Source organism: Planomonospora algeriensis, assembly GCF_977012225.1.
On sequence record NZ_CDRNDK010000009.1, the window covers coordinates 14,790 to 38,183 of the forward strand.

The 23,394-nt window shown below is 71.0% G+C and carries 25 protein-coding genes and 2 pseudogenes; 16 read left to right on the plus strand and 11 right to left on the minus strand.

The features are described from left to right. Positions 1-274: 274 nt before the first annotated feature. Positions 275-1,744, minus strand: a complete 1,470-nt coding sequence (locus ACWJ6R_RS01985; RefSeq protein WP_449060542.1) for an IclR family transcriptional regulator domain-containing protein — start codon at positions 1,742-1,744, stop codon at positions 275-277. 293 nt (positions 1,745-2,037) lie between these two features. On the opposite strand from ACWJ6R_RS01985, the gene ACWJ6R_RS01990 reads away from it, so the two are divergent. From ACWJ6R_RS01990 to pcaDC, 6 genes and pseudogenes are all read left to right on the plus strand, one after another. Continuing rightward, the gene (locus ACWJ6R_RS01990) at positions 2,038-2,778 is read left to right on the plus strand and encodes a CoA transferase subunit A (protein WP_449060543.1); all 741 of its coding nucleotides are present in this window, start codon (positions 2,038-2,040) and stop codon (positions 2,776-2,778) included. After that, positions 2,775-3,404 carry a CoA transferase subunit B gene (locus tag ACWJ6R_RS01995; protein WP_449060544.1) on the plus strand — a complete coding sequence of 210 codons (630 nt, stop codon included), beginning with the start codon at positions 2,775-2,777 and terminating at the stop codon, positions 3,402-3,404. Before ACWJ6R_RS01990 ends, ACWJ6R_RS01995 begins: the two co-directional genes overlap by 4 nt. Next, a pseudogene (locus ACWJ6R_RS02000) lies at positions 3,401-3,534 on the plus strand (3-oxoadipyl-CoA thiolase); the annotation flags it as partial. The gene ACWJ6R_RS01995 and the pseudogene ACWJ6R_RS02000, both read left to right, overlap by 4 nt. Before the next feature lie 67 nt (positions 3,535-3,601). Further along, a complete protein-coding gene (pcaH, locus tag ACWJ6R_RS02005) occupies positions 3,602-4,342 on the plus strand; it encodes a protocatechuate 3,4-dioxygenase subunit beta (RefSeq protein WP_449060545.1) in 741 nt (246 codons plus the stop codon). Between the two features lie 114 nt (positions 4,343-4,456). Then, the gene (locus tag ACWJ6R_RS02010; protein ID WP_449060546.1) at positions 4,457-4,879 is read left to right on the plus strand and encodes a protocatechuate 3,4-dioxygenase subunit alpha; all 423 of its coding nucleotides are present in this window, start codon (positions 4,457-4,459) and stop codon (positions 4,877-4,879) included. Between the two features lie 153 nt (positions 4,880-5,032). Continuing rightward, entirely contained in the window at positions 5,033-6,148 is a 1,116-nt protein-coding gene (pcaDC, locus tag ACWJ6R_RS02015; protein WP_449060547.1) for a bifunctional 3-oxoadipate enol-lactonase/4-carboxymuconolactone decarboxylase PcaDC, read from the plus strand. 116 nt (positions 6,149-6,264) lie between these two features. Here the strand turns inward: pcaDC and ACWJ6R_RS02020 are convergent, their stop codons facing one another. Beyond that, entirely contained in the window at positions 6,265-6,561 is a 297-nt protein-coding gene (locus ACWJ6R_RS02020) for a fumarylacetoacetate hydrolase family protein (protein WP_449060548.1), read from the minus strand. Positions 6,562-6,670: 109 nt separating this feature from the next. Beyond that, a pseudogene (locus tag ACWJ6R_RS02025) lies at positions 6,671-6,859 on the minus strand (fumarylacetoacetate hydrolase family protein); the annotation flags it as partial. Between ACWJ6R_RS02025 and ACWJ6R_RS02030 the strand changes: the two are divergent. Then, on the plus strand, positions 6,782-7,069 hold the full coding sequence (locus tag ACWJ6R_RS02030; RefSeq protein ID WP_449060549.1) for a hypothetical protein: 288 nt from the start codon (positions 6,782-6,784) through the stop codon (positions 7,067-7,069). The pseudogene ACWJ6R_RS02025 and the gene ACWJ6R_RS02030 sit on opposite strands and share 78 nt — an antisense overlap. Before the next feature lie 43 nt (positions 7,070-7,112). Then, a complete protein-coding gene (locus ACWJ6R_RS02035) occupies positions 7,113-7,445 on the plus strand; it encodes a hypothetical protein (RefSeq protein WP_449060550.1) in 333 nt (110 codons plus the stop codon). Here ACWJ6R_RS02035 and ACWJ6R_RS02040 read toward each other — a convergent pair. Together ACWJ6R_RS02040 and ACWJ6R_RS02045 are read right to left on the minus strand one after the other, a co-directional pair. Continuing rightward, on the minus strand, positions 7,440-8,123 hold the full coding sequence (locus ACWJ6R_RS02040; protein ID WP_449060551.1) for a restriction endonuclease: 684 nt from the start codon (positions 8,121-8,123) through the stop codon (positions 7,440-7,442). The two genes, ACWJ6R_RS02035 and ACWJ6R_RS02040, sit on opposite strands and share 6 nt — an antisense overlap. Next, positions 8,108-9,736 carry a DUF6119 family protein gene (locus ACWJ6R_RS02045; RefSeq protein ID WP_449060552.1) on the minus strand — a complete coding sequence of 543 codons (1,629 nt, stop codon included), beginning with the start codon at positions 9,734-9,736 and terminating at the stop codon, positions 8,108-8,110. Before ACWJ6R_RS02045 ends, ACWJ6R_RS02040 begins: the two co-directional genes overlap by 16 nt. A 582-nt stretch (positions 9,737-10,318) precedes the next feature. On the opposite strand from ACWJ6R_RS02045, the gene ACWJ6R_RS02050 reads away from it, so the two are divergent. After that, positions 10,319-10,672 (plus strand): hypothetical protein, encoded by a 354-nt coding sequence (locus ACWJ6R_RS02050; protein ID WP_449060553.1) that lies wholly within the window; start codon positions 10,319-10,321, stop codon positions 10,670-10,672. Positions 10,673-11,008: 336 nt separating this feature from the next. Here the strand turns inward: ACWJ6R_RS02050 and ACWJ6R_RS02055 are convergent, their stop codons facing one another. Then, positions 11,009-11,545 (minus strand): hypothetical protein, encoded by a 537-nt coding sequence (locus tag ACWJ6R_RS02055; protein WP_449060554.1) that lies wholly within the window; start codon positions 11,543-11,545, stop codon positions 11,009-11,011. 196 nt (positions 11,546-11,741) lie between these two features. Further along, positions 11,742-11,981 (minus strand): exonuclease domain-containing protein, encoded by a 240-nt coding sequence (locus tag ACWJ6R_RS02060; protein WP_449060555.1) that lies wholly within the window; start codon positions 11,979-11,981, stop codon positions 11,742-11,744. A gap of 702 nt (positions 11,982-12,683) precedes the next feature. Here ACWJ6R_RS02060 and ACWJ6R_RS02065 point away from each other — a divergent pair. Then, complete coding sequence (locus ACWJ6R_RS02065) at positions 12,684-13,943, plus strand: GNAT family N-acetyltransferase (RefSeq protein WP_449060556.1); 1,260 nt, start codon at positions 12,684-12,686, stop codon at positions 13,941-13,943. Between the two features lie 209 nt (positions 13,944-14,152). Here ACWJ6R_RS02065 and ACWJ6R_RS02070 read toward each other — a convergent pair whose 3' ends face one another. Continuing rightward, positions 14,153-15,412, minus strand: coding sequence for an MFS transporter (locus ACWJ6R_RS02070; protein ID WP_449060557.1), 1,260 nt, complete (start codon positions 15,410-15,412; stop codon positions 14,153-14,155). 59 nt (positions 15,413-15,471) lie between these two features. Here ACWJ6R_RS02070 and ACWJ6R_RS02075 point away from each other — a divergent pair, with 59 nt between their 5' ends. After that, the gene (locus ACWJ6R_RS02075; RefSeq protein WP_449060558.1) at positions 15,472-15,636 is read left to right on the plus strand and encodes a hypothetical protein; all 165 of its coding nucleotides are present in this window, start codon (positions 15,472-15,474) and stop codon (positions 15,634-15,636) included. Here the strand turns inward: ACWJ6R_RS02075 and ACWJ6R_RS02080 are convergent. Then, on the minus strand, positions 15,615-16,244 hold the full coding sequence (locus ACWJ6R_RS02080) for an HAD family hydrolase (RefSeq protein ID WP_449060559.1): 630 nt from the start codon (positions 16,242-16,244) through the stop codon (positions 15,615-15,617). The two genes, ACWJ6R_RS02075 and ACWJ6R_RS02080, sit on opposite strands and share 22 nt — an antisense overlap. 190 nt (positions 16,245-16,434) lie before the next feature. On the opposite strand from ACWJ6R_RS02080, the gene ACWJ6R_RS02085 reads away from it, so the two are divergent. After that, positions 16,435-17,070 carry a hypothetical protein gene (locus ACWJ6R_RS02085; protein ID WP_449060560.1) on the plus strand — a complete coding sequence of 212 codons (636 nt, stop codon included), beginning with the start codon at positions 16,435-16,437 and terminating at the stop codon, positions 17,068-17,070. Positions 17,071-17,153: 83 nt separating this feature from the next. Here ACWJ6R_RS02085 and ACWJ6R_RS02090 read toward each other — a convergent pair whose 3' ends face one another. After that, positions 17,154-17,687 carry a hypothetical protein gene (locus ACWJ6R_RS02090; protein WP_449060561.1) on the minus strand — a complete coding sequence of 178 codons (534 nt, stop codon included), beginning with the start codon at positions 17,685-17,687 and terminating at the stop codon, positions 17,154-17,156. Beyond that, positions 17,677-18,105, minus strand: coding sequence for a MarR family winged helix-turn-helix transcriptional regulator (locus ACWJ6R_RS02095; RefSeq protein ID WP_449060562.1), 429 nt, complete (start codon positions 18,103-18,105; stop codon positions 17,677-17,679). Before ACWJ6R_RS02095 ends, ACWJ6R_RS02090 begins: the two co-directional genes overlap by 11 nt. Positions 18,106-18,760: 655 nt before the next feature. On the opposite strand from ACWJ6R_RS02095, the gene ACWJ6R_RS02100 reads away from it, so the two are divergent. The 4 genes from ACWJ6R_RS02100 (at position 18,761) to ACWJ6R_RS02115 (ending at position 23,177) form a co-directional block, all read left to right on the plus strand. Continuing rightward, positions 18,761-20,128: a DUF2252 domain-containing protein gene (locus ACWJ6R_RS02100; RefSeq protein WP_449060563.1), complete on the plus strand. Its 1,368-nt coding sequence runs from the start codon at positions 18,761-18,763 to the stop codon at positions 20,126-20,128. A gap of 783 nt (positions 20,129-20,911) precedes the next feature. After that, on the plus strand, positions 20,912-21,472 hold the full coding sequence (locus ACWJ6R_RS02105) for a DUF4396 domain-containing protein (protein WP_449060564.1): 561 nt from the start codon (positions 20,912-20,914) through the stop codon (positions 21,470-21,472). Positions 21,473-21,503: 31 nt separating this feature from the next. After that, positions 21,504-22,199, plus strand: a complete 696-nt coding sequence (locus ACWJ6R_RS02110; protein ID WP_449060565.1) for a TetR/AcrR family transcriptional regulator — start codon at positions 21,504-21,506, stop codon at positions 22,197-22,199. Between the two features lie 87 nt (positions 22,200-22,286). Next, on the plus strand, positions 22,287-23,177 hold the full coding sequence (locus ACWJ6R_RS02115) for an MBL fold metallo-hydrolase (RefSeq protein WP_449060566.1): 891 nt from the start codon (positions 22,287-22,289) through the stop codon (positions 23,175-23,177). Positions 23,178-23,394: the final 217 nt, after the last annotated feature.

Here is a 23,394-nt window from a genome sequence, read left to right on the forward strand (position 1 = left end):
AATTTCCGGAAACGGTGGTGGTCGGGACAGGGCCAGGGCACCGGTCGGTTCTGCTCTCCCTCCCGGGGCGAGGGAGCCTCACGCTCCGCCAAAGAAGTGCTGCGGACCCTCCTGGAAGTCGCCAACCGGCATGAGGTTCCCGTAGCTCGTAGAACGTGAAGTGGCGGTCCCGCCTGTTCTCCTCCGCCGAACTCCTCGATGGGACGGCCCTGGAGCGGTGAACCGGTCCGGGTTCCGCGGAGGCCGTGGTCCGCCCCGAGCCCCGGCGCGGCCGTTACGGGGTCGCGGGGACGTGGCGGAGGTCCGTCTCGATCCGGGAGGCCGTTTCGGTGAGGGCGGGGAGGACGTCGCGGACCAGGTCGTCGGGGGTGGCGCGGCCGGCGTGGGTGGCGACGTTGAGGGCTGCGACGGTGCGGCCGGTGCGGTCGTGGACGGGGACGGCGATGGAGCGCACGCCCTCCTCCAGTTCCTGGTCGACCAGGGCGTAGCCGTCGCGGGCGGCCTGCCGTACGGCGTCGGCCAGTTCGGCTGGGGAGGTGATCGTGCGGCGGGTCAGCGGCCGGGGGGTGATCTGCGCCAGGTGTTCCCCGGGCAGGTCGGCGAGGAGGACGCGGCCCATGGAGGTGGCGTGGGCGGGGAAGCGGGTGCCGACGGTGATGTCGACGCTCATGATGCCGGTCGTGGGCACACGCGCCACATAGACGACGTCGTCGCCGGAGAGCACGGCGAGCGAGGCCGATTCGCGGACCCGGGCCACCAGGTCCGCCAGGTGCGGCTGGGCGATCTGCTGGAAGGTCAGTGCCGACAAGCGGGCATAGCCGAGCTCCAGCACCCGGGGCAGCAGGACGAACCGGGTGGCCTCGGCCGCCGTGTACCCCTGCTGCTCCAGCGACCGGACCGCGCGCCGTACGGTGGCGCGGGGCAGGCCGGTGGCCCGGGCGGCGTCGGCGAGGGTGAGCCCGCCGGGCACCGAGCCGAGCGCGACCAGTACGGCCAGGCCGCGGGCCAGTGACTGGAGGTACTCCGCCCCCGGCTCCGCCTTCACGGTCCGTAAGGAGTCCGCGGCTCCGGTGGGGCGGGAAGCGGGCGGGTTCTCCCTAAGGGCCGCCTCCCGCAGGGCCGTCTCCATCGCGGCGACCGCCGCGCGCAGCCGGGGCAGGGCGTGCTCGCGAAGGCCCGCGATGTCGTGCCTGCTGGTGTGGCTGACCACGCTGGCCGCGCAGACCGCTCTGCCGCCCGGGGCGTGCACCGGCAGCGCGACCGCGATCAGGCCCGGCTCGACGAGCTGGTCGTCCTCGGCCCACGGCGCGGCGGGATCGCGCAGGGCCAGCCCGGCGGCGCAGTGGTCGGCGGGGAGTGGATCCCCGACCCGGAAGGCGATCGACAGGGTGCGCCGCCGGGGGAACTGGGCGATGAACCGGACGTCCTCTCCGTCCGGCACGGCCAGCGAGACCGACTCGTCCAGCTCGTCGGCGAGCCGCCGGGCGTGCGGATCGAGCGCCTGGGGAAGCCCGCTGCAGGTCAGGTAGGCCGTGCCCAGCTCCGCCAGGGGCGGGGCGGGCAGCAGGTCGCGATCCTCGGTGCGCAGGTAGCCCAGGTGCAGGAGGGTGGCCACGATGCGGTCGACCACTGATCTGGCCAGGCCGGTGGCGCGGACCAGGTCGGTGGCGCGCGTGCGCCGGGGTTCGGCGGACAGTGCGCGCAGCACGGTCAGGCCGCGTTCCAGGGTTCCGGCCGGTTCCATCGGCGCTCCTCGCTCAGCGGAGATCAGCGGAAGGCCCTTTGACAGGAGCGTCTCCGCTACGGATACTCGTCTCCACATTATCGAACCAAAGTTCACTGAGCGAACAGATCGCCCGGTGGGCGCGGCGGATCGGACGGAGCGTCGTGCGGACGGACACGGGAAGAGACGGCCCGGCAGCAGATCCCGCAGTGGGCCTGGAAACAGACCTGGCAGCAGGTCCGGCGGCAGACCCGGAAACAGACCTGGCAGCGGACCGGGAGACAGTCCCGGCGGGAGGCCGAGGGAGCGGCAAGGTGGCGGCCTCGGCCGCCGAGGCGCTGGCCGGGGTGAGCGACGGCGCGTCGTTCGCGGTCGGCGGTTTCGGCCTCAGCGGCATCCCGAGCGTGCTGATCCGGGCGCTGTACGAGATCGGCGTGACCGGCATCGGCGTGGTCTCCAACAACTGCGGGACGGACGGCGGCGGCTTGGGCGTGCTGCTGGCCGCCCGGCGGATCGCCCGGGTGACCGCCTCCTACATCGGCGACAACACCGAGTTCGCCCGGCAGTACCTGGCGGGCGAGCTGGAGGTCGAACTGACCCCGCAGGGCAGCCTGGCCGAACGGCTGCGCGCGGGCGGGTGCGGCATCCCCGCCTTCTACACCCCCGCCGGGGTCGGCACCCCGGTCGCCGACGGCGGGCTGCCGCTCCGGTACGCCGCCGACGGGTCGGTCGCGGCGGCCTCGCCGCCCAAAGAGGTCCGCGAGTTCGGCGGCCGAACCCACGTCCTGGAGCACGCCATCACCACCGACTTCGCGCTGGTCCGCGCGGCCAAAGGGGACCGGCACGGCAACCTGATCTTCGCCAAGGCCGCCCGCAACTTCAACCCGCTCGCCGCGATGGCCGGGCGGGTCACGGTCGCCGAGGTCGAGGAGCTGACCGAGCTGGACCCCGACGAGGTCCACCTGCCCGGGATCTTCGTGCAGCGGGTGCTCCCGCTCACCCCCGGGCAGGCCGCCGAGAAGGGCGTCGAGAAGCGGACGGTGCGCACGCCATGAGCTGGAGCAGAGACGAGATGGCCGCGCGGGCGGCGGCGGAGCTGCGCGACGGCGACCACGTCAACCTCGGCATCGGGCTGCCCACCCGCATCCCGTCGTTCCTGCCGGCCGGTACGGACGTCGTGCTGCACTCGGAGAACGGGATCCTCGGCGTCGGCCCCTACCCCGCCGAGGACGAGGTCGACCCCGATCTGATCAACGCGGGCAAGGAGACCGTGACCGTGCTGCCCGGCGCGTCGTTCTTCGACTCGTCGCTGTCCTTCGGCATGATCCGCGGCGGTCACGTCGATGTGGCGGTGCTGGGCGCGATGCAGGTCTCGGCCCGGGGCGACCTGGCCAACTGGGCGGTCCCGGGCAGGCTGGTCAAGGGCATGGGCGGGGCGATGGACCTGGTGCACGGCGCCCGCCGGGTGATCGTGGTCATGGAGCACACGGCCAGGGACGGCTCACCGAAGATCGTTCAGGAGTGCTCGCTCCCGCTCACCGGCCGGGCGTGCGTGCACCGGATCATCACCGACCTCGGCGTCCTGGACGTCACCCCCGCAGGGCTGAGGCTGGTGGAGACCGCCCCCGGGGTGAGCCCGGACGAGCTGCGCGGCCGTACCGGCGCGGAGGTCACCGCATGAGCACCGGCACGCGAGCCGTCTACGTCCTCGACGCCGTGCGCACCCCCTTCGGCCGGTACGGCGGGCGCTCGCGGGCGTGCGCCCCGACGACCTGGCCGCGCACGTGCTGAGGGCGCTCATGGAGCGCAGCGGCCTGGCCTCCCTCTGCATCGGCGTCGGCCAGGGCCTGGCCGTCATCCTCGAAAGGTAGGTGCTCCATGTCCCTCACCCAGGCCGACATCGACCGGGAGATCGCCGAGCGGCGTGCCGCCGCCGCACCCGGCGACCATCCCGCGCGCGACTACGCCCCCTACCGCAGCACCCTGCTGCGCCACCCGAAGCAGCCGCCGGTCGCGGTGACCGACCCCGAGGCCACCGAGCTGACCGGGCCCGTCTTCGGCGTCACCGACGTGACCGCCCTGGACAACGACCTGACCCGGCAACACCCCGGCGAGCCGCTGGGTGAGCGGATCACTGTGCGCGGCCGGGTGACCGACCGCGACAGCCGCCCGGTCCGCGGGCAGCTCGTGGAGATCTGGCAGGCCAACGCCTCCGGCCGCTACCCCCACCAGCGCGACGACCACCCCGCGCCGCTGGATCCGAACTTCACCGGGGTCGGCCGCTGCCTGACCGGCGACGACGGAGAGTACACGTTCACCACGATCAAGCCGGGCGCCTACCCGTGGCGCAACCACGTCAACGCGTGGCGGCCCGCGCACATCCACTTCTCGCTGTTCGGCACGGCTTTCACCCAGCGGCTGGTCACTCAGATGTACTTCCCGGGCGACCCGCTCTTCCCCTACGACCCGATCCTGCAGTCGGTCACCGACGAGCGGGCCCGGCAGCGCCTGGTCGCCGCCTACGCGCACGACCTGTCGGTGCCGGAGTGGTCGCTCGGCTACCGCTGGGACATCGTGCTGGACGGCCCCGCCGCGACCTGGACGGAGGAAGGCCGATGACCCGCCCCACCCCCTCGCAGACCGTCGGGCCGTTCTACGGCTACGCGCTGCCCTTCCCCGGCGGCGGCGACGTCGCCCCGGCGGGTGACCTGGACGCGATCACCGTGCGCGGCCGTGTCCGCGACGGCGCGGGGGACCCCGTGCCCGACGCGCTGCTGGAGTTCTGGCAGGCGGATCCCGCCGGGAGGCTCGCGGGCGCGCCCGGGCAGCCTGCGCCGCGACCCGGTGACCGGCGCGGTCGCCGGCAGGAACGGGGTCGACTTCACGGGCTTCGGGCGGGTCGCCACCGATGCCGACGGCCACTGGGCGCTGCGCACGCTGGCGCCCGGCAACGGTTACATCAGCGTCTGCGTGTTCGCCCGCGGCCTGCTGCACCACCTGTTCACCCGCGTGTACCTGGCGCACGACCCCTTCCTGGACACGGTGCCCGCCGGGCGCGGGCGCACGCTCCTGGCGGAGCGGGAGCGTAAGGGCGTCTACCGGTTCGACATCCACCTGCAGGGCGAGAAGGAGACGGTCTTCCTTGACTTCGGATGACCCCCGGAGCCGGGACCCGGCAGGCGGTGCCCACCACCTCCGGGCTCAAGACGGACCTGAGGGTCCACCCTGTCGCATGCGCGCCGACCTCGGCGTCGCGGGATCGACGGGCTCGGCCGCCGTCCTGGTCGGCAGAGCGCTCAAGGAGGAGAGATGACGGTGTTGCACCACCGGATCGACGGCCCCGAGCACGGCGAACCGCTCGTCCTCGGGCCCTCGCTCGGCACCTCGCTGCGGGTCTGGGAACCGCAGCTCGCCGCCCTGGCCCGCCGGTTCCGCGTGGTCCGCTTCGATCTGCCCGGCCACGGCGGGTCCGCTCCGGGCGCCTGCGGCGTGCGGACGATGGAGGACCTCGCCGACCTCGTGCTGGAGACGGCCGACGCCTGCGGCCTCACCCGCTTCCACTACGCGGGGGTCTCCATCGGCGGCGCGATCGGCGCGACCCTGGCCGTACGGCACCCCGGGCGGCTGCGCTCCCTGGCGATGCTCTGCTCCTCGGCCCGTTTCGGCGGGCCGGAGGCGTGGCGGGAGCGGGCCGCGGCGGTCCGAGCCGAGGGGACCGGGCCGCTGGTGGAGGCCGCCGCCCGGCGGTGGTTCGCCGGCCCCGTCCGGCGGCCGCTCCTCGATGACCTCGCCGCCGCCGACCCGGCCGGATACGCCGCCTGCTGCGACGCCCTGGCCGGCTACGACCTGCGCGACTCCCTCACGGAGATCACCGTCCCGACGCTGGTCCTGGCCGGGCGCGAGGACGCCGCGACGCCGCCCGCGCACGCCCGGCTGCTCGCCGACGGCATCCCCGGCTCCACCCTGGTGGAGGTCCCCGGAGCCGCCCATCTGGCGGGCGTCGACCGGCCGGAGCCCGTCACCGCTGCCCTGCTCGCGCACCTGCCCGCGACGGAGGGGATGACGGTCCGGCGCGAGGTGCTCGGCGACGAGCACGTGGACCGGGCGATCGCCCGCACCACGGACTTCACCCGCGACTTCCAGGATCTGATCACCCGCTACGCGTGGGGGGAGATCTGGACGCGTCCGGGCCTGGACCGCCGGACGCGCAGTTGCGTCACGCTGACCGCGCTGGTGGCCCGCGGTCATCTGGAGGAGCTGGGCATGCACGTGCGCGCGGCGCTGCGCAACGGCCTGTCGGCCGACGAGATCGGCGAGGTGCTGCTGCAGACCGCGGTCTACTGCGGGGTGCCCGCCGCCAACGCCGCCTTCGCCGTCGCCCAGCGCGTGCTGGACGAGACCGTCCCCGGCACCGCAGCGGAATGAATGACCGCGGACCGCACAATGACCGCGGGCCGCACCCGGGTGGGGAACCGCCGGCGCCGGACCCGCCGGGGTCCGAGAGGAGGGGTCGGACCCCGGCGGGACGGCCGGGCCCGCGGTCAGGGACGGGTGCGCGGGCGCTTGCGGGCGGGCGGGATCGGCAGGGGCTCCGTGCCGGGGACGATCCGGTTGGAGACGGCGCCGATCCCCTCGACGGTGAGGGTGATGACGTCGCCTGGCGTGAGCGGCGGCGGGTCCTGCCGGCCGCGCAGGCCCCACAGCTCGGCCAGGCAGCCGCCGTTGCCGCGGGTGCCCGAGCCGAGCACGTCGCCGGGCCGTACCCACGCGCCCCGGGAGGCGTAGGCGACCAGCTCCTCGAACGGCCAGCCCATGTTGGACAGCAGGTCCCGGCCCACCTCGGCCCCGTTGACCTCGGCGGTCAGTGCGAGGTTCAGGAAGCCGTCTGACCGCGGCCACCTCCAGCTCGAAGTCCAGTGCCTGCGAGCTGGGCGGCACGGGCACGTCGTCGTGGGCGCCGACCATCGCGTGCGGGTTGGTGAAGTAGAAGGTCGGCGCGTCGTACCAGGCGTCCGGGACGCCCGCCGCGCCGCTCACGCTGCGGCGGACGCCCTCGACGTGCTCCTCGAAGGTGACGAAGTCGCGGACCGAGGGCGGCTCGATCGGCGGGAGCAGCCGTACCTCGGCCAGGGGCACGGCCGCTCCGGTGGCCGGGACCGTGCCGGTGCGGACGTCTACAACCGCATCCACTGGGGTGTGGTCACCTACGTCGCCACCTACCGCCGACGGATGCGGCCTCAGGTACTCGACAAGATCCAGCGGTTCGCGGGGGACAAGCAGGTGGTCTTCCTGCGCGGACGGCGTCAGACCCGCCGCTGGCTGGAGCAGGTCGCCGCCTGGCGCTGAGCCGCCGCTCACCGGCACTCGCCTGCACGACCGGGCGGAGGCCATGAGTACGGCCAACGCCTTCACCAGCTCCACCGCCCAGTGGGAGCTGTACGGGAGCGGAGCCCGGCTGGCGGCGCGTACAAGGGCCTTGCACCGAGCCAAGACGAGCGGCCGTCCCGTGGCCGACGTCATCGCCGAGCTGGCCGCCGCTCACCTACCTATAGCTTCCGGGGCGGTGGTCGCCGACATCGGCTGCGGGCGCGGCACCACCAGCCGTGTCCTGACCGAACGGCTCCAGCCCCGGTGTCTGCTGGCCGTCGACGCCTCCGTCGCGATGATCACTGGAATCCGCCTTTGTTTCCGGGGCCATCCCGGAGAAACTAGGCTGTCATAGCTCCAGCGGCTTGCCGTTCATCCACTCGACGAGCCGAGCCCGGCCGATCATGGTGACTTTCCCGCGACCTTCATCCGCGGCGGGCCAGGTGAACCCACTCGATGTGATCAGAACGGGGTGATGGCCGGTGTATGTGCAGTGCACGGCGCCTATGAGGTTGCGGATACGGTCCGCGCCGATCGAGGCGGCCTGCCGCTTGCACTGAACGGCGATCTTACGGCCTGCCCGCGTGCACGCGGTGATGTCGACTCCTCTATCGCCACTGCGGCCAATCACTCGGACGTGAAGCAGGCCGCTCGCGCGTAGCAGATCGGCGACGAAATGCTCGAAGTCGTGCCCGCTCATGGCGTCGATCGATTCCAGTCTGGCGCGGTCCTTGATGCTCTGCTGAAGCAGCTTCCGCTCGTGTTCGGCGACGGTGTGGACTATGACGCCGCCGAGTCCGAGGAAGAGCGTGGTGAGCAGGATGACCAAGATCGCGGTTTGGTGAGTGACGATGAAGGTGAAGACGAGCCGGCAGATGGTGATGACCAGCCACACGAAGCCGCCGGCGACCACCAGGGCGGCAGCGGTCGCCGCGGCACGGGGGGCGACCGAACGCAGGCATGACCGGGAAGGGGAAGGCACATAAGGGGGTTCCATGAAGGTCTCCGGGAAGTCATTCAGGCGGTTGCACAAGGGATGGCGATGACCTCAAGGTCCACATGGTGCTGTTCCTGCAACGTGATGGCGGTGTGGGCCAGCGTGATCTGAGAGAAGGGGAACAGCGTGCCCGCGGTCAGGGCCGCACCGTGCTTCAGGAGGATGGCGAGCACGACTTTCTTGGGCTGGAAGTCGTCGGGGATGGTCCGGCCAGGGCTTTCCCGCGCGACGAGTGCGGCGAACTGCGTGCGGGCCGCAGGAGAGTACGCCAGGGCCTGGGCGGACACCAGGGCCTGGTGGAAAAGGTGGCTCAGCGGCGATGAGCCCTCGGCCTGCTTGACATGGACGAGTTCGTCGTCGGGGCCGAGCAGGTCACAGATCTCGATCCAGTTGCTCCTGTTCAGAGGATTGCGGACACCCATGCGGTCCAGGCACACGTAACCGTCGCGTAGGAACGGCACCTCGCCGTTGTACTCCCGCTCGGTCCAGCCGTTCTGCCAGGCGGGCAGATCCAGCGAGGGCGGGGCGGAGAGAATGCGGGTGACCTGTCCCCGGACTCCGTCGAGGTAGGCCTCCCCGATCTCGTACCAGTGGCCGTCCAGCAGGTGGAAGCGCCGGGAGCCGATGGAACAGTCCGCCTCGAGCCACCTGAGGGCGGCGGCGCCGGTGATGGGATGCGTTCCGCCGGAGGATGCACACAACTGGATCCGGCTCTTGCGCAGTGCCTGCACCCGGTTTCCGAAAGGCTGCCGCTGGAGCGGCGCCGTGATCGCCTCCAGATCGAGGTGATCGTGGCTTCCGGCATGCGCGCCGACGATCCTGACCAGGTACGACCGCGTGTCACCGAGGTGCATCAAGCAGTTGGTGGGTACGGCAGGAGCCAGGTGCCGTTCACCTCGCTCACGCTCATGGCTGAGCAGTTCCTCCAGAGCGGTGTCGAGTTGCTCGGTGGTCTCCGTATCGGTGACCGGTCGGACGTTGTCGACGAATTCCAGCAACTCGTGCGGGGGCTTGCGGCTGCAGATCTCGGCGATCGTGCGGATGTCCGCGACCAGGTCAGCGGCGGGCAGAGCCAGCCGCAGCCGGAGGCCGGCCGATCCTTCGATCCGGGCGGTGCGCCCGCTGCCCCGGCAGAAGGTCAGGTCCGTTTGGCCGAGTACGCCGCCGAGGCGGCGGACCATCTCGGCGGGCTCGATGCCGAAGCTGAAGATGGGCAGGCCGGCCGGAGCGTGGGTGAAGTCGGACCGGCCGCGGGCGGCGGGGAACCGCCGGGCCAGATCATGGATCCGGTAGGGATCGACGGCTCGTACAGCGAAGTGCAGGCCGAAACGGGGGTCTTTGTGCTCATCCACCAGGAGCTGGCGGCCGTGCGTACCGAAACTGATGGCATAGACGACGTCATCGACGGCGAGCACGAGCAGCCCGCCGGAACGGCGCTCGTGATGGCGAATCGACAGCCCGGTGGTGAGGGAGGCGTCCGAGCACCACTCAGCGGGTTCGTCGGGCTCCAGGCAACCGTCCACCCAGAGGGCAGGTACATCCAAGGCCGGCGGGACGTGCAGGTCGGCGCCGATCGTGTCGGCGAACTCCAGATCGACGGCATTCAGCAGCTCGCCAGGCCGCAGCCGAGGTAACCGGTGCAGGGTCACCAGGCGTGTACGCGTACAGGAACGCACAGCGGGCATGAGGTATCACGCGCCTTCCAGGGGAAGAGGGCCGCATCGGAGTCGCGGTATCGGATGACGGCCGCCGTCACACGACGGAGAGGTGACGGCCGTTCCGCTCATTTTGCGGGGGCGCGTTCCGTATGTGCTTCGCACTCGCCGTAGATGACTAAATCCGGCCAGATGTGAACCGGGAGAGTGATTTCCCGCGACTCTTCCGGTGGGAGCATATGACTCGGGCGGGCTATTTACTTCCAATGGTTTACGTGTACCCGGACCGGATGTAATCCCTGCGTCTGGCGCTATTAAAGTAATTAATGATCCCGGTGGGACGATGTAGGATCAGAGTTTCATTTCTGATCGACACTTCCTTGGTCCATCTGCCTGTAGTTGACTCCCCGCCGCGCGGCCAGGTTTACCTTGATCCGCTGTTTGCCTCTCCGTATTGAAGGCGCTTCATCGGATCCCGCACTGGGCGGCTGCGGACCACAACTGACTTGCTTGCGAGCACTTGGTCACATGCAGTGAAGTGACACCTCTCGGTGTCAGGTCGCGGATGCAAAGAAGGTGTCCTGGCCATGGGGCAAGCCCACCGTCCTGCGCCTCTCCATGCAGCCGTGGAGATCACAGACCACGATCACTGCGCCACCGCCGAGCGTCTGCATGGCCATCGGCTGGTTCCTACGTCACCCCGAGAAGCTGGACACCGACGAGCAGTGGCGACTCGGCGCGCTCACCGGCGCTTACCCGCTGCTAGCCGCGCTCCGCGACCACGTCCGCGGCTTCGCCGACATGGTGCCGCAACTGCGTGGCGACCGCCTTGAGCAGTGGATGAACGAGGTCCGGGGCGATGACCCGCCTGACTGTGCTCCTTCGTCACCGGCCTGCACCGCGACTTCGACGCGGTCAAGGCCGGGCTGACCCCGCCCTGCAACTTCGGGAAGGTGAGGCCATGCCAACCGCGTCAAAATGCTCAAGCGGCAGATACACGGCCGGGCCAACCCCGGCCTCCTACACAAACGCGTTCCCCTGGCCGACCGAGGAGGTTCAGCTCACGGAATTCGGGCCAGAACCAGTTTTCACCCGTCGTCGACACCGTGATCCGTTTGCGAATGCTCCCGCGAGGGGCGGGGCATTGCGTCATGTCATGCGATGGAGTCATTGGTTTCAAGGGCCATGGATGCTTCTCCTCTTTCTGGGGATCTCGGCTGAGCCCGTCAGACGCCTGGTGATGCTCGGGACCGGATGGAGTCCGTTTCAGGTGATCATGCGGTTGAACGCCTCGGGGGTGACGATGGGGATGCCGTAGGCGCGGGCCTTGCGCGCTTTGCCGGAGAGCGTGTCGGGGTCGGCGGCGACCAGGAGCCGGACCTTCTTGGTGCCGCTGGGATGGGGGACGTAGCCGGCCTGGCGTGCGCGGTCCTTCCAGGTTTCCCGGCCGCCGTCCATCTCGCCGGTGAAGACCACGAGGTCACCCGGGGCGAGCTGGAAGCGGGAGAGCTCGGGGGAGGCCTCCTGCGAGGCGCGGGCGAGCGCCTCGTTGGCGGCGTCGCCTGGCAGGCCGAGCAAGGTGGTGACGAGGTCCAGCTCGGCCCGTTCGGCGGTGGTGACGACGCCGTCGGCCAGGGCGGCGTGCGCCAGCGCGGTCAGGTAGTCGCGGTGCAGCCGTTGCGCGTCGGCGCGGGTCAGGCCCAGGTCGGTAGCGAGCCGGACGAGGGCGTCGGCCTCGGTCGCGGAGATGTGCCGGTCGAGCAGGGCCTGGTCGAGCAGGGCGAGGTAGGAGTCGGCCGTCACGGGCCGGGGGACACGGGAGAGCCGGTCGAGGATGCGGGCCAGGAAGTGGGGGTCGCGTTCGGCGGAGACGCCGCGCCGTACCCAAGGGGTCGCGGTGTCGGGGAGGGCGGGCCAGGGGGCCTGCGTCGCGGTGGTGAGCAGGGGGTGCCTGGGGGAGTGGGGCCGGTCAGGGTGAGGTAGTGGCGCAGCAGGGCGGTCAGGGCGGAGGCGATGTCGGCGAAGGCGGGGGCGTGGCGGATGTCGGCGGAGGTGATGCCGTGGACGTGCTGGGGGCCGAGGTCCGTCCGGGATTGAGGAGGGTGCTCCACTCGCCGGTGACGTGGCCGGCGGGGTCGAGGTGCACGATGCCGATCTCGATCACCCGGTCGTGCAGGGCGGGGTGCAGTCCCGTGGTCTCCACGTCGATGACCGCATAACCGGGTGAGCCGTTGAGCATCGGGTGCCTTTCTTCCGTGGCCGCCTTCGCGGACGATCGCATGCCGGATGGCGGTGAGCGGTGCGAATGAGCGCAGTGTGATCTTCTCGTGACGAAGCGAACCGAAGGTCGGTGACCGAGCCTCACGCTCGGTGACGTCTTCTGAAGTCTCCCCGGCCGGCTTCGAAGCCTTCTGGTCCGTCACCGGTCCGTCAGAGCGTCCGGGCAGATCACCGAGAGCCCCGCCGGTGGCGAGTACGAATCCGGGGAGGACCCGTTCCGGTCGGACCGCTACCCGGGATGGTGATCATCGCGGAACCCGGCTGCGCTGCCGGGCCGCAAAACGGCGGGCGGCGAGCGGGCGGATGTGCGCTCCTTCCGCGTAGAAGCTCTGATGGAGAGCCAGACGGGTGCCGCAGATCGTGACGCTGGGTGAGATCGCGCGCCTGTGAACCTGCAGAGATAGGGCCATAGGTGCGCGAGACGGCGACCGCTGCGGTCATCCAGGTGCGATGGAACTGAAGATCAGGCGGTGGCCGCGTTGGCCAGCGTAGGACACACCACTCCGCGCTCGGCCTGGAGGCCACATTCGTGCTGCCCGGGTGAGGAAATCGAACGGGCCCCGAGGGTGATGCGCCGATCGTCTTCGACGCCTGCCCCGCCTGCCCCGAGCAGGGTGAAAACCAATGGACGAGACCGCCCGCACGGTGGAATAGTCCCGCCGTGACCGTGCCCACAGCCTCCCCCGCCCAGCCTGTATCACTCTCAGGGGGCCTCATCCTGAGACAAGCGCAGCCCGCAGATCTCGACCAGATCGGAACGCTCCTGGCCGAACGCGGCGAACCCGCCGACGCCCTCGACCACCGGTTGGTCGTCGCAGACCCCGACGCCGGCTGGCCGGCCTGCGCCGTGGTCGTCGACGGCGACCGGGTCGTCTCCACCGCGACGCTCCTCGACGAAGAAGTGCGCATCGGCGACATCCGCCTCCCCTCCGGTCAGGTCGAGCTGGTGGCCACCGACCGCGAATACGAAGGACGCGGGCTCGTACGGGCGCTCATGCGATGGGCCCACGACCGCTCCGCCGCCCGCGGCCATGTCATCCAGGCGATGATCGGCATCCCGTACTTCTACCGGCTGTTCGGCTACGAGTACGCCGTCGACATACCGCCCGCACTGACTGTGCACACCCCGCCCCCCGGCGAGGCGGCCCCGGGGCTCCGCCCCGCCCGGCCCTCCGACATCCCGGCTATGGCGGCCCTGCAGGAGACGACCCAGAGCCGGTTCGACGTGGCCATGCCGCACTCACCCGCATGCTGGCGATGGCTGCTGGCCCACGAGGCGAGCACCCTGTGGGTCCTCGAGCACGCCGACACCGTCATCGCCACCGGGCGCACCACGCCTCTCGAAGGCGACGAGCTGCTCCTGGCCGAGGCCGCCGCCCTCGACGAGGCCGCCGCCCTCGACGAGGCCGCGGCGCGGGAACTGCTCCGTGGCGTCGCCGCACTGGTGCCCGACGGGCAGGTACGGGTCGTCCAGCGAGCCGGCACCGTGACCGCCGCCGCCTGGCACGACTTCCTCACGCACGAACCACGCCGACAGGCGGAGCAGTATTACATCCGAATCCCGGACGTCACGGCGCTGCTGGACCGGCTGCGGCCACTGCTCTGGCACCGCCTCACCGCCGCCGGGATAGACCACACCGGCCGAGACATCGTCATCTCCACCTTCGGCGCCCACTACCGGATCCCGGTCCACGCCGACGGACTCGGCGCGGTCACCGCCGGCGGCGCGATGCAGGGCCCCGCAGCGGTGGGCGGCGCCGGCGTGGCCCCCGATTACCTGCCCGCCCTGCTGTTCGGCCCACATGGCATCGAAGGCCTGACCCGGATCCGGCCCGACGTCTACACCGCGCAGGAGGAGCTGTTCCAGGCACTCTTCCCGCCGCTCACCGCCGATGTGCTCAGCTACTACCTGCCGTATTAGACGAGTGAGTCCTGAAGCTCAGAAATGAAGCGATCCGGACCTGAGGAGGTGATGTCCTCCGGATTCCGCGGTGGCAGATGAGCGCGGCAGCCCAGAGCGATGAAGGAGCGGAGTCCGGGAAGGCCGTCGGCCCGGACGCCGTCATCCACTGCCCGGGACGGCCGTCGCGCAGCTGCTGATGAACGGCTGACTTCGGCACCTGCCGGGGCTCACCTCTGCCGGGCGGCCTCGGGCTCATCGTGGGTTTCGTCGTGGGTGATGTGCATGAGCTGGCGCCAGAGCGCCACCACGAAGACGGCGGAGCCGGCGAAGGCGAACCAGAAGGGGGCGGTCACGCCGTAGCGGGCGGCCAGCGCCCCGCCGATGAGCGAACCGGCGACCAGGCCGCCGAAGACGCAGATGGTGTTCACGCTGCCCACCCGGCCCTGCAGCTCGGTCGGGACGGCCCGCTGGCGGACGGTGACCGAAGTGGTGCCCCAGATGAACGCGTGTGCGCCGAACACCAGGAAGATCGCCGACGCCACCCACGGGGAGGTGGTGAGTGCGAGGCCGAGATGGGTGAGCGTCTCGAGGATCAGCCCGACGCGCATGATCACTCCGAGGCTGAGCCGGCGGGTGATCGTCCCGTAGAGGGAGGTGCCGACGAGCCCGCCGATCGCGCTGACCGTGGTGAGCAGGCCGAAGCCGATCGGGCCGAGATCGAGCCGTTCCAGGCTGTAGAGGACCAGCACCGACCAGGCGGCGCCGAACGTGATGTTGAAGATCAGGATGGTGAGAACCAGGGTCCGCACGGCGGCGTGCCGGATCGTCCAGCCGAATCCTTCCCCGAGCTCGTGCCGGAGGCCCGCGCCCCCGGCGCCGCTCTCCCGCCCGTGCGGCGGCAGCGAGACCCGGGAGATCATGACGAGTCCCGCCGCGACGAGCAGGAACTGCCCGGCGAACGGCCAGGTCGCCCCGGCGGTGAAGAGCAGCGCGCCCAGCGGCGGCCCGGCGAGCTGGTTGAGGGTGAGGAACCCGGTCTGCAGCCGGGCGTTCGCCACCAGGAGGTCGTCGCGGGCGACCAGCATCGGGGTGAGCGTCGAGGTGGCGTTGTCGGCGAACACCTCGGTGACCCCGATCAGCGCCAGCGCGATCAGCGCCCCGGCCACCGTCACGGTCCCGGTGGCGATCACTGCGACCAGCCCGGCCAGGATCATCAGTCGTACGGCGTTGGCCGCCAGCACGATCCGCCGCCGGTCCAGCCGGTCCGACAGCACCCCCGCGTAGAGGCTGAACACCAGCGGCGGCGCCCAGCCGATCAGCGCTCCCAGCGAGATCAGGAACGGGTCGCGCGTCAGCGACGCGATGAGCAGCGGCGCCGCCGCCATCACCACGCCGTCCCCGAAGTTGGTCACCCAGCTCGAGCCCAGCAGCCACCGGAACGATGACCCCAGCCGTTCGGGTACGAATCGCCCGATTACCTGCCGCATCACAGTCCCAGGACCTTACGGCCCCCTTCCACCGGCGGCAACGCGAATACGGGCACCCCATGGCGGACCTTGTCATCGCGCCCGCCGGCACCGGCCTGCTCACCGCGGGAGCCGGAGCCCGGCGGGTCCCGCTCCAGGTGATCGCCGGCGGCCACGAGCACGACCCGGTCACCAGGGACCCGCGGGAACCGGCCGGCCTCGACTACGAGGAGGACGGCCGGTGATCCCCGTCCAGCAACGGGGCCAGCACCCGGGACAGATCGTCCGGCTCGCGGTAGACGACACCGGTCATGCCCAGCTCGACCGCGGTGTCCACGTTCGCGGCCCGGTCGTCGACGAACAGGCAACGGCGGGCGGCGGCTCCCGCGGCCTGCGCGGCGGCCTCGTAGATTCGCCGGTCCGGTTTGGCCACTCCCACCTGCGCGCTGGTGACCACCGCGTCGAAGGACCCGCCCAGCCCGGCCGTCTCCAGGACGGCGTTGAGCTGGAGCGTCGAGTTGGACACCAGCACGACCGGTACCCGGGCCCGGGCCTGCCGGAGCAGGCCGACGACCTCCGTGTCGATCCGGCACCCCGCCTCGATGAATCCCCTGCTCAGCTCTGCGGCGTCCTGCGGGCCGGCCAGCCCGGCGAGCCCGGCGGCGATCGCCTCCGTCCACTGGTCGACCGTGATCCGTCCGAGGGCCACGGGTACGGCCAACTCAGGAGCGAAGGCGATCTTCTCCGTGGTACCCGGGACCAGCCCGCAGGCGTGTTCACGCCGTTCGTGCTCGGTCAGGTCGACGTAGCCGATCACGTCGTAGAAGTCGCACAGCACCGCGTCGAAAGGCATCGGTTCTCCTGTTCATCCGCACAGCCGCTCCCGCCAGGGACGCGCGCCGTACTCGATCGAACCATCATCGGGCGGGATACGTGACGAGAGCATGAGATCCCGGTTCGCCGCTGCCCGCCTGTCCACGGATACCGTTCGGATGCGGCGGTCCCGCGCTTTCCCCCTCCGTGCTCCGGGAGCCGCCGGGCGCGTGGTGGTCTGGTCGCTCGCGCTGGCGCTGCTGCCGGCCGGGTGCGGCGGCGGTCGCATGTCGCAGGGGGAGTTCGAGGACCGTGCCCGCGAGATGGCCGGGCGCTGGCAGGGCTCGGCGGCCGACCGCGCGTGGCGCGAGGGCTTCGTGCCGCTGGAGCACCCGGAGGCGGCCTCGGACTGGAAACGGTTGCCCGCCTGGGCGAACCGGAGCGGCCACAACGGCGCCTGGAGTCTGGACGTCGACCTGCCTGCGGAGACCCCGCCCGCCCGGCGGCTGCAATGGCCGGACGGCTCCGCCGTCCACCCGTCGGCGATCACCCCGCGCCCGGCGGTGCGGGACGGCGGCGAGTACCAGGAGGTGACGGCGTTCGACCCCGTCTCCGGCAGGGAGCGGGAGCTGCCGCTGCGCTACCTGCACGGCACCTGCGACCGCACGCACGGCGCCCGCGCCTACGAGACCCGCGGCCTGGTGGTGGTCGACGTGGACGTCGAGCCCGCCGGCGACAGGCCATGCCCTGAGATAGGCAAGATCGACCAGGTCACCGTCACGCTCGAAGCGCCCCTCGGGAATCGGCTCATGCTCGACGCCGGGAGCGGACTGCCGGTGCCGCCCAGCGCGCCGGCATCGCACTGAGGGCCCCGCCGTACCGGTGGCGTGAAGGGCCGAGGGGCGCAATGGGGAGGTCGGCGGGGAAGGAGGGCGGGTGTGCGCGGGGGTCAGCCGTGTTCGGCGTGCTGCCCGTGGTCGGTGACCTGGGCGTCGAACCAGGCGTGCAGTGCCGTGATCAGGGACGCGTCGGCGGTGGTGTAGGTGATCCGGGCGCCGGCGGGCAGTTCGGCGTAGCGGATGTCGATGCGGCTGTGGCCTTGTTCGAGCTCGCGCAGGCCCGGCATGTCGCCGCCGTGGATGGAGGCGGGATCGCCGTAGTCGCCCTTGCTGAAGCCTGCCGCCTCGGCGGTCAGGTGCTCGCGGATCAGTCTGATCTGCTCGGTGTCGGCCGGGTCGTCGGAGATGACCGTCTGCACGCCGCCGGTGGCGGACTCGGCGAAGCGGTGCGTGGTGCGTTCCAGGTCGAACGGCATCACCTGCCGGCTCCTGGTCGCGATCTCGGCCTGCCGGTCGGCCGGCGCCCGCTGCTCGCTCTGGCCGATGAGCATGTACGCCGCCGCGGCGGCGACGGTGACGACGACGGTCGCGAGCGCGGCGGTGAGCACCCGGGTGCGTCGATTCTGTCGATTCTCAAGTCTCATCTATGGCCTCCGTGAGAATGGTCAGGGCGTGCAGCACGCCGGCGCGTTCGCCCTCGGGGACGCGGTCCAAAACGGCGGAGAACCGCTTCGCCCTGGCCTCGGCCAGCCGGGCCGCGGCCTGCACCCCGGGCGGGGTGAGCCGGACCAGCACGCCGCGCCCGTCGTCGGGCGCCGGGGTGCGCTCGGCCCAGCCGCGGTTGATGAGCTGCGTGACCAGGCGGCTGGTGGTGCTTTTTTCCAGGCGTAGCCGGTGTGCCAGCTCGTTTTGACGCACCGCGCCGTCCCTGGCCAGCTCGCCCAGGGCGTGGGCCTCCGAGGTCGGGACGGGCTGCCCGCAGGGGGTCTGGTCCGGTTGATGGAGACCGAACGCCCGGACGAACCTGGCCACGGCCTCCTGAAGTTCGCGATCATCCGCCATGGTTCGACCGTACAACCATTTGGTTCGATAGCGCAACCAGTTGTCGGGCGGAATGAACCGGACCGGTCGATGGCGGGTATCGGGTCGTGCCATCCGGCGGGCGCGGTCGGCGGCTACGCCGATGTCGGCGGTTGGGCGGCGACGGGGATCTGCGGCCGCTCGGGCGCGAAGAACCGGTCCGAGGGGTGCGGCTGCCGTAATGCCGTGCGGCACCCGGCTCCCCACCGTCCCGCGAACACGTCGGCCAAGCGCGGCGGCCGGCTGTCCGATGCCGTCCACCGCTTGAGGTATCGAACCCCCTCGGGGTATTTTGCGGCCTGACAGTGGATACCCCGCTGTCGCCGGGGAGGGGACCGCCCCACGTGGCGCCAAGGCGCAGAAGGGGTGCGGGCGCCGGACAAGCGGAAGCGAGCGCGGCGGCCGTGAGCAGTGCCGAACCGGGAGCCGGGGAGGGGCGGACCGGTGACCGCCGACGGTCCTCCAAGGCGGCTGCGGAGGCGGACGTCGTCTGGCGGCCGACCTGTATCGGAGACGGAATGCCCACCCGCCGCCCGGTACTCGCCCGCGCCGAGCGCATGCTGGAGATGAGGACAGACGTAGGGAGACTCCGCTTGGTGAGGCTCCCTTGGTGTGGCCGGGGTGGCAGGGAGGTGCGATGGGGAACCGGAAGGTGGTGCCCGCAGAGCGGACCGCGGTGGGCAGGGCCGCTCGTAAGGCCGTTCCACGCCGGGAGCACGCCGGATGGGCGCCGTCCCGCAACCGCCCCGATCCCGTCGCCCGGCTGTCGGCGCAGGAAGCCGGTCGGCTGCCCTGGCTACTGCCCGTACGGCACGCGCGGATGGCGGAGTCGCCGCTGGCCTTCTCCCGGGGGAGTGCGGGACTGATGGCCGCTGATCTCACGTGCACCCCGGTCACCGGCTTCACCGTGCAGCTGTGCGGTGATGCGCACCTGGCGAACTTCGGGACGTTCGCCTCCGCCGAGCGCCGGCAGGTCTTCGACGTCAACGACTTCGACGAGACGCTACCGGGTCCGTGGGAGTGGGATGTGAAACGGCTGGCGGCCAGTTTCGTCCTCACGGCGCGTGACAACGGCTGCGGGGACGCCGAAGGTCGCAGGGCGGCCGTGCGGTCGGTGACCGCCTATCAACGGGCCATGGCGGGGTTCGCCGCCGCGGGCGTGCTGGACGTGTGGTACGCGCAGGTCTCACTGCAGATGATCAAGGACAGGATCCCGCGCGGAAAGGATCGCAGACGGTTCGCCTCGGCTCAGGAGGGAGCCAGGAGGCAGACCAGCCGGCGCGTGCTGACCAGGCTCACCGAGAGGGCCGGCGGGCGTCTACGGATCAGAAGCGAACCGCCGCTGCTCGTTCCGCTGCGGGAGATGGGCGAGCACGACGAGCGGGCGGCGTTCCGCCATCAGGTGGAGGAGAGTTTCACCGGTTACCTGTCGTCGCTGTCATGCGACCGGCGGCATCTGCTGTCGCGTTTCCGAATGGTCGACGTCGCGTTGAAGGCCGTGGGGGTGGGCAGTGTCGGAACGCGCTGCTTCATCGTCCTGATGCAGGGCCATGAGCACGACGAACCGCTCTTCCTGCAGGTCAAGGAGGCGGGCGCGTCGGTGCTGGAGGCTCACCTGCCCAGTAGTGTGTTCTCTTGCGGCGGGCAGCGCATCGTGGAGGGCCAGCGGTTGATGCAGGCGAGCGGCGACATCTTCCTCGGCTGGTCCCGGACGGCTCCGCCGCGGGACCATTACTGGCGGCAGTTCCGGGACATGAAGGGGGTTGCCGACATCCCGACGATGGGCCCGCGACGGCTCAAGCGCTACGCCGACCTGTGCGGCTGGACGCTGGCGCATGGTCACGCCCGCTCCGGTGACGCAACCGCGATCGCGGCCTACCTGGGAGCGGGCGACGCCTTCGCTGAAGCACTGGGAGACTTCGCTGTGGCATACGCGGACCAGGTGCAGCGAGACCATGCGGCCTTCGTGGAAACGCTGAGAAGCCACCGGCTGGAGCCCGCCTAGACTCCGCGTCATCTCGCGCTCGCCCGTACCTCTGCCGCGAGCGATCGGGCGGATGAGGACGCCGACGAAGGGCGGGAGCACCGGAGCGACGGTCCGGCTGGTCTTCCCGCTGGCGCTGTTAGGTGCCGATGATCCGGAGGAGCAGCCTGAACCGGTAAATGCCCAGCCGAAGCGGTCGGCCGTCGTACGTTGGGCGTGTCATCGCCGCTTCGGCGCGGCAGAGACCGCAACCCCGACGCCGTACACGCGGGAGGCCGACACCCCGCGTCCCTGGGCCGCGGCCGGCCGACGCCGTCGTCCCGCGCGGGCCGTAAGGAAGTGGTGGAACGCCGAGATCCCAGGAGGACCATGAAGAAGCCGGTGGAGCCGCTCGCGGGGTAGGGTGCTGACAGGTCTGGAAGACGTGGAGCACCTCAGGCCAAGGCGATCGAGACCGCCCGGCAGGTCGAGATCGCGCAGATGCGTAAGATCCTCGACCGCCTCTGACTCGTTCCGGCGCCCTGACGCCTCGGCATCCCGGCGCGCCATGGCCGCCGGGGTGCCGAGGCGTCCCCGGACGGGCGGAGAAGAACGAGCCGCCGCGCTCAAAGATCCTTGCCTCGCCGTCGGCCCCGCAGGGCTCGGCCGGTGCCGGAGGGCGGCCGACGTCACCCATATGGTGCCCACGATGCAGGGCCCGCAGCGGAGGAAAGCGTCGTGCCGTCGCGTCGGACTGCTTGCCATATACCCCCTATGGGTATAAATTCGGGTATGTCGGAACTCCATGGCGACAGAGGAAATGAGATGTCCGAACCGACCCGCCACACCGCACACGGGCACCAGGGGGCCGGCGGCGGGCACGCCGGCCACCATGGGCACGACCACCGGTCGCATGCCGCCCACGAAGGACACGCCGGGCACGCGTCGAAGACGACCTGGAAGATGGCCGTCTCGGCCACCCTGCACTGCCTCACCGGCTGCGCCATCGGCGAGGTCCTCGGCCTGGTGATCGGCACCGCCCTGGACTGGTCCACCGCGCCCACCATCGTGCTCGCCGTCGCTCTGGCCTTCTTCTTCGGCTACCTGCTCACCCTCATCCCGCTGCGCCGCGCCGGAGTGCGCTGGGGCACCGCGATCGGGCTCGCGCTCGCCGCCGACACCGTCTCCATCATCGTCATGGAGATCGTCGACAACGGCGTCATGCTGGTGATCCCCGGAGCCATGGACGCCGGCCTGACCACCGGCCTGTTCTGGGGCGCGCTGGCCCTGGCCTTCCTGGTGGCCTTCCTCGTCACCACCCCGGTCAACAAATGGATCATCGGCCGGGGCAGGGGCCACGCCGTCGTCCACGCCTACCACCACTGACCCCCACGCACGCGCAGGGACGGAGAGCCCCATGAACCGGCCCGACCGCCGGGTACGCCGCACCCGGCGCGCCGTACAGGACGCACTGATCGAACTGATCCTGGACAGGGGCTACGGCGCGGTCACCGTCACCGATCTGATCAAGCGTGCCGACATCGGCCGCTCCACCTTCTACTGCCACTTCACCAGCCGCCAGGACGTCCTGTTCAGCAACATCGACGAGGTCGCCGACCTCCTCCGCCCCGGCCGCGGGGACGGGGCGGGACCGGCGTTCTCCTTCGCGCTGCCCCTGCTGGAGCACATCGACGAGAACCGTCATCTGGTCCGCGCCCTGACGGGCCCAGGCAGCGACACGGCCGTTCAGGACCGGATCCGGCGAGTCCTGTCATCGATCACCCGCGCCGAGCTCCTCGCCGCCCGGCCCGACGGTGCTCGACCGCCGGCCGAGCTGGATCTGATCGTGGCCTGTGCCGTCGGCGCGTTCATGGCCCTGGTCTCCCGCTGGACGGACGACAACACGGCCGAGACGCCCGTGATGCTGGAGACGGTCTTCCGCAGGATGATGTCCGCCGCGCACGCCGGCCTGCCCGGCGGACCCACGGATTCAGCGGGCGAGACCCGCGTGCGGCCTCCGGCGGCTCCGGACCGGGACAGGCGAGGTCCTTCGCGCGGAGACGTTCGCGAACAGGGGACCCTGGGATGTCCGGTAACGGACACCACCGTCTGACCTGGTCGTTGCCCGTCGATCCCGTCGAGCGGTACTTCCTTTCCAACGGGCTTCGCCCGCGACGGAAAGCCACCCCTGGAGCCGCTCATGCCCCTGTACATCCCGTCCCAGCCCGAACCCGTGGCCATCGGACGTCGCACCGTCGTCCCGCTGATCGACGCGGCCGGAGACGTCCTCCCGCCCGAACGACTGTTCCCCGGCCTCCCGGCGTCCGACCTCGCCGGGCTGCTCGCTGCCGACGGCATGCGCGAGCCGATGGTCGTCACGGGCTTCGCCGTTCTCGGAGCGGGCACGACGATCCTGGTCGACACCTGCCTCGGCGGGAGAAAACAGGGGAAGAACGGCCCTTTCCCCGGTTTCACCTCCCGGTGGATGACCACCCTCGCCGAAGCCGGCATCGATCCCGCCACCGTGGACGCCGTCGTCAACACCCACCTCCACCACGACCACGTCGGCTGGAACACGACCGACGCGCTTCGGCCGGCCTTTCCCGCCGCGCGCTACCTTCTCGCCGAAGCCGAATACGAGCGCCTCGCCGAGGGAGGCGTCCGGCACGCCGAGCGAATCGCCCAGTGCATCCATCCGGTGGAGAAGGCCGGGCAGCTGGATCTGGTCACCGGAGCCCACCGGATCGACGACGGCGTACGGCTGCTTCCCGCGCCCGGGCACACTCCCGGCCACCTCGTCGTGGAGGTGACCGACGAAGGACAGACCGCTGTGATCGCAGGCGACCTGCTCCACCACCCCCTGCAGCTGGCCCGGCCGGACATCTCCTCCTCCCTCTGCGATGACCCTGAGCAGGCCGCCGACTCCCGCCACCGAGTGCTGGACGACCTCGCCGCCCGCGGCGGTGTCCTGCTGGCCACCCATCTCATCCATGCCGGGAGAATCCACCGGCAAGGCAACGGCTTCGCCCTTCAAGGAGCTTCCTCGCGCTCCGGCCGACCTCCAGAACTTCCGGAAGCAGCTGCTCACTGACCAGTAGGGCTTGGTCAGATGGGGACGGGTGCGGCGTGCCGGGGTAAAGCTCGGCGGCCGCCGGGGACAGCCGGCAGGGGATGCGGTCATGCGGTGGTGAGCTCCGCCTCGACCGGTCCGGGGGCGGGTTCGGCCAGCGGCGCGAACAGGGCGCCGAGCCGGTTCACCGTCTCGGGGACGATCCAGTAGTAGACCCAGGTGCCGCGCCGCTCGCAGT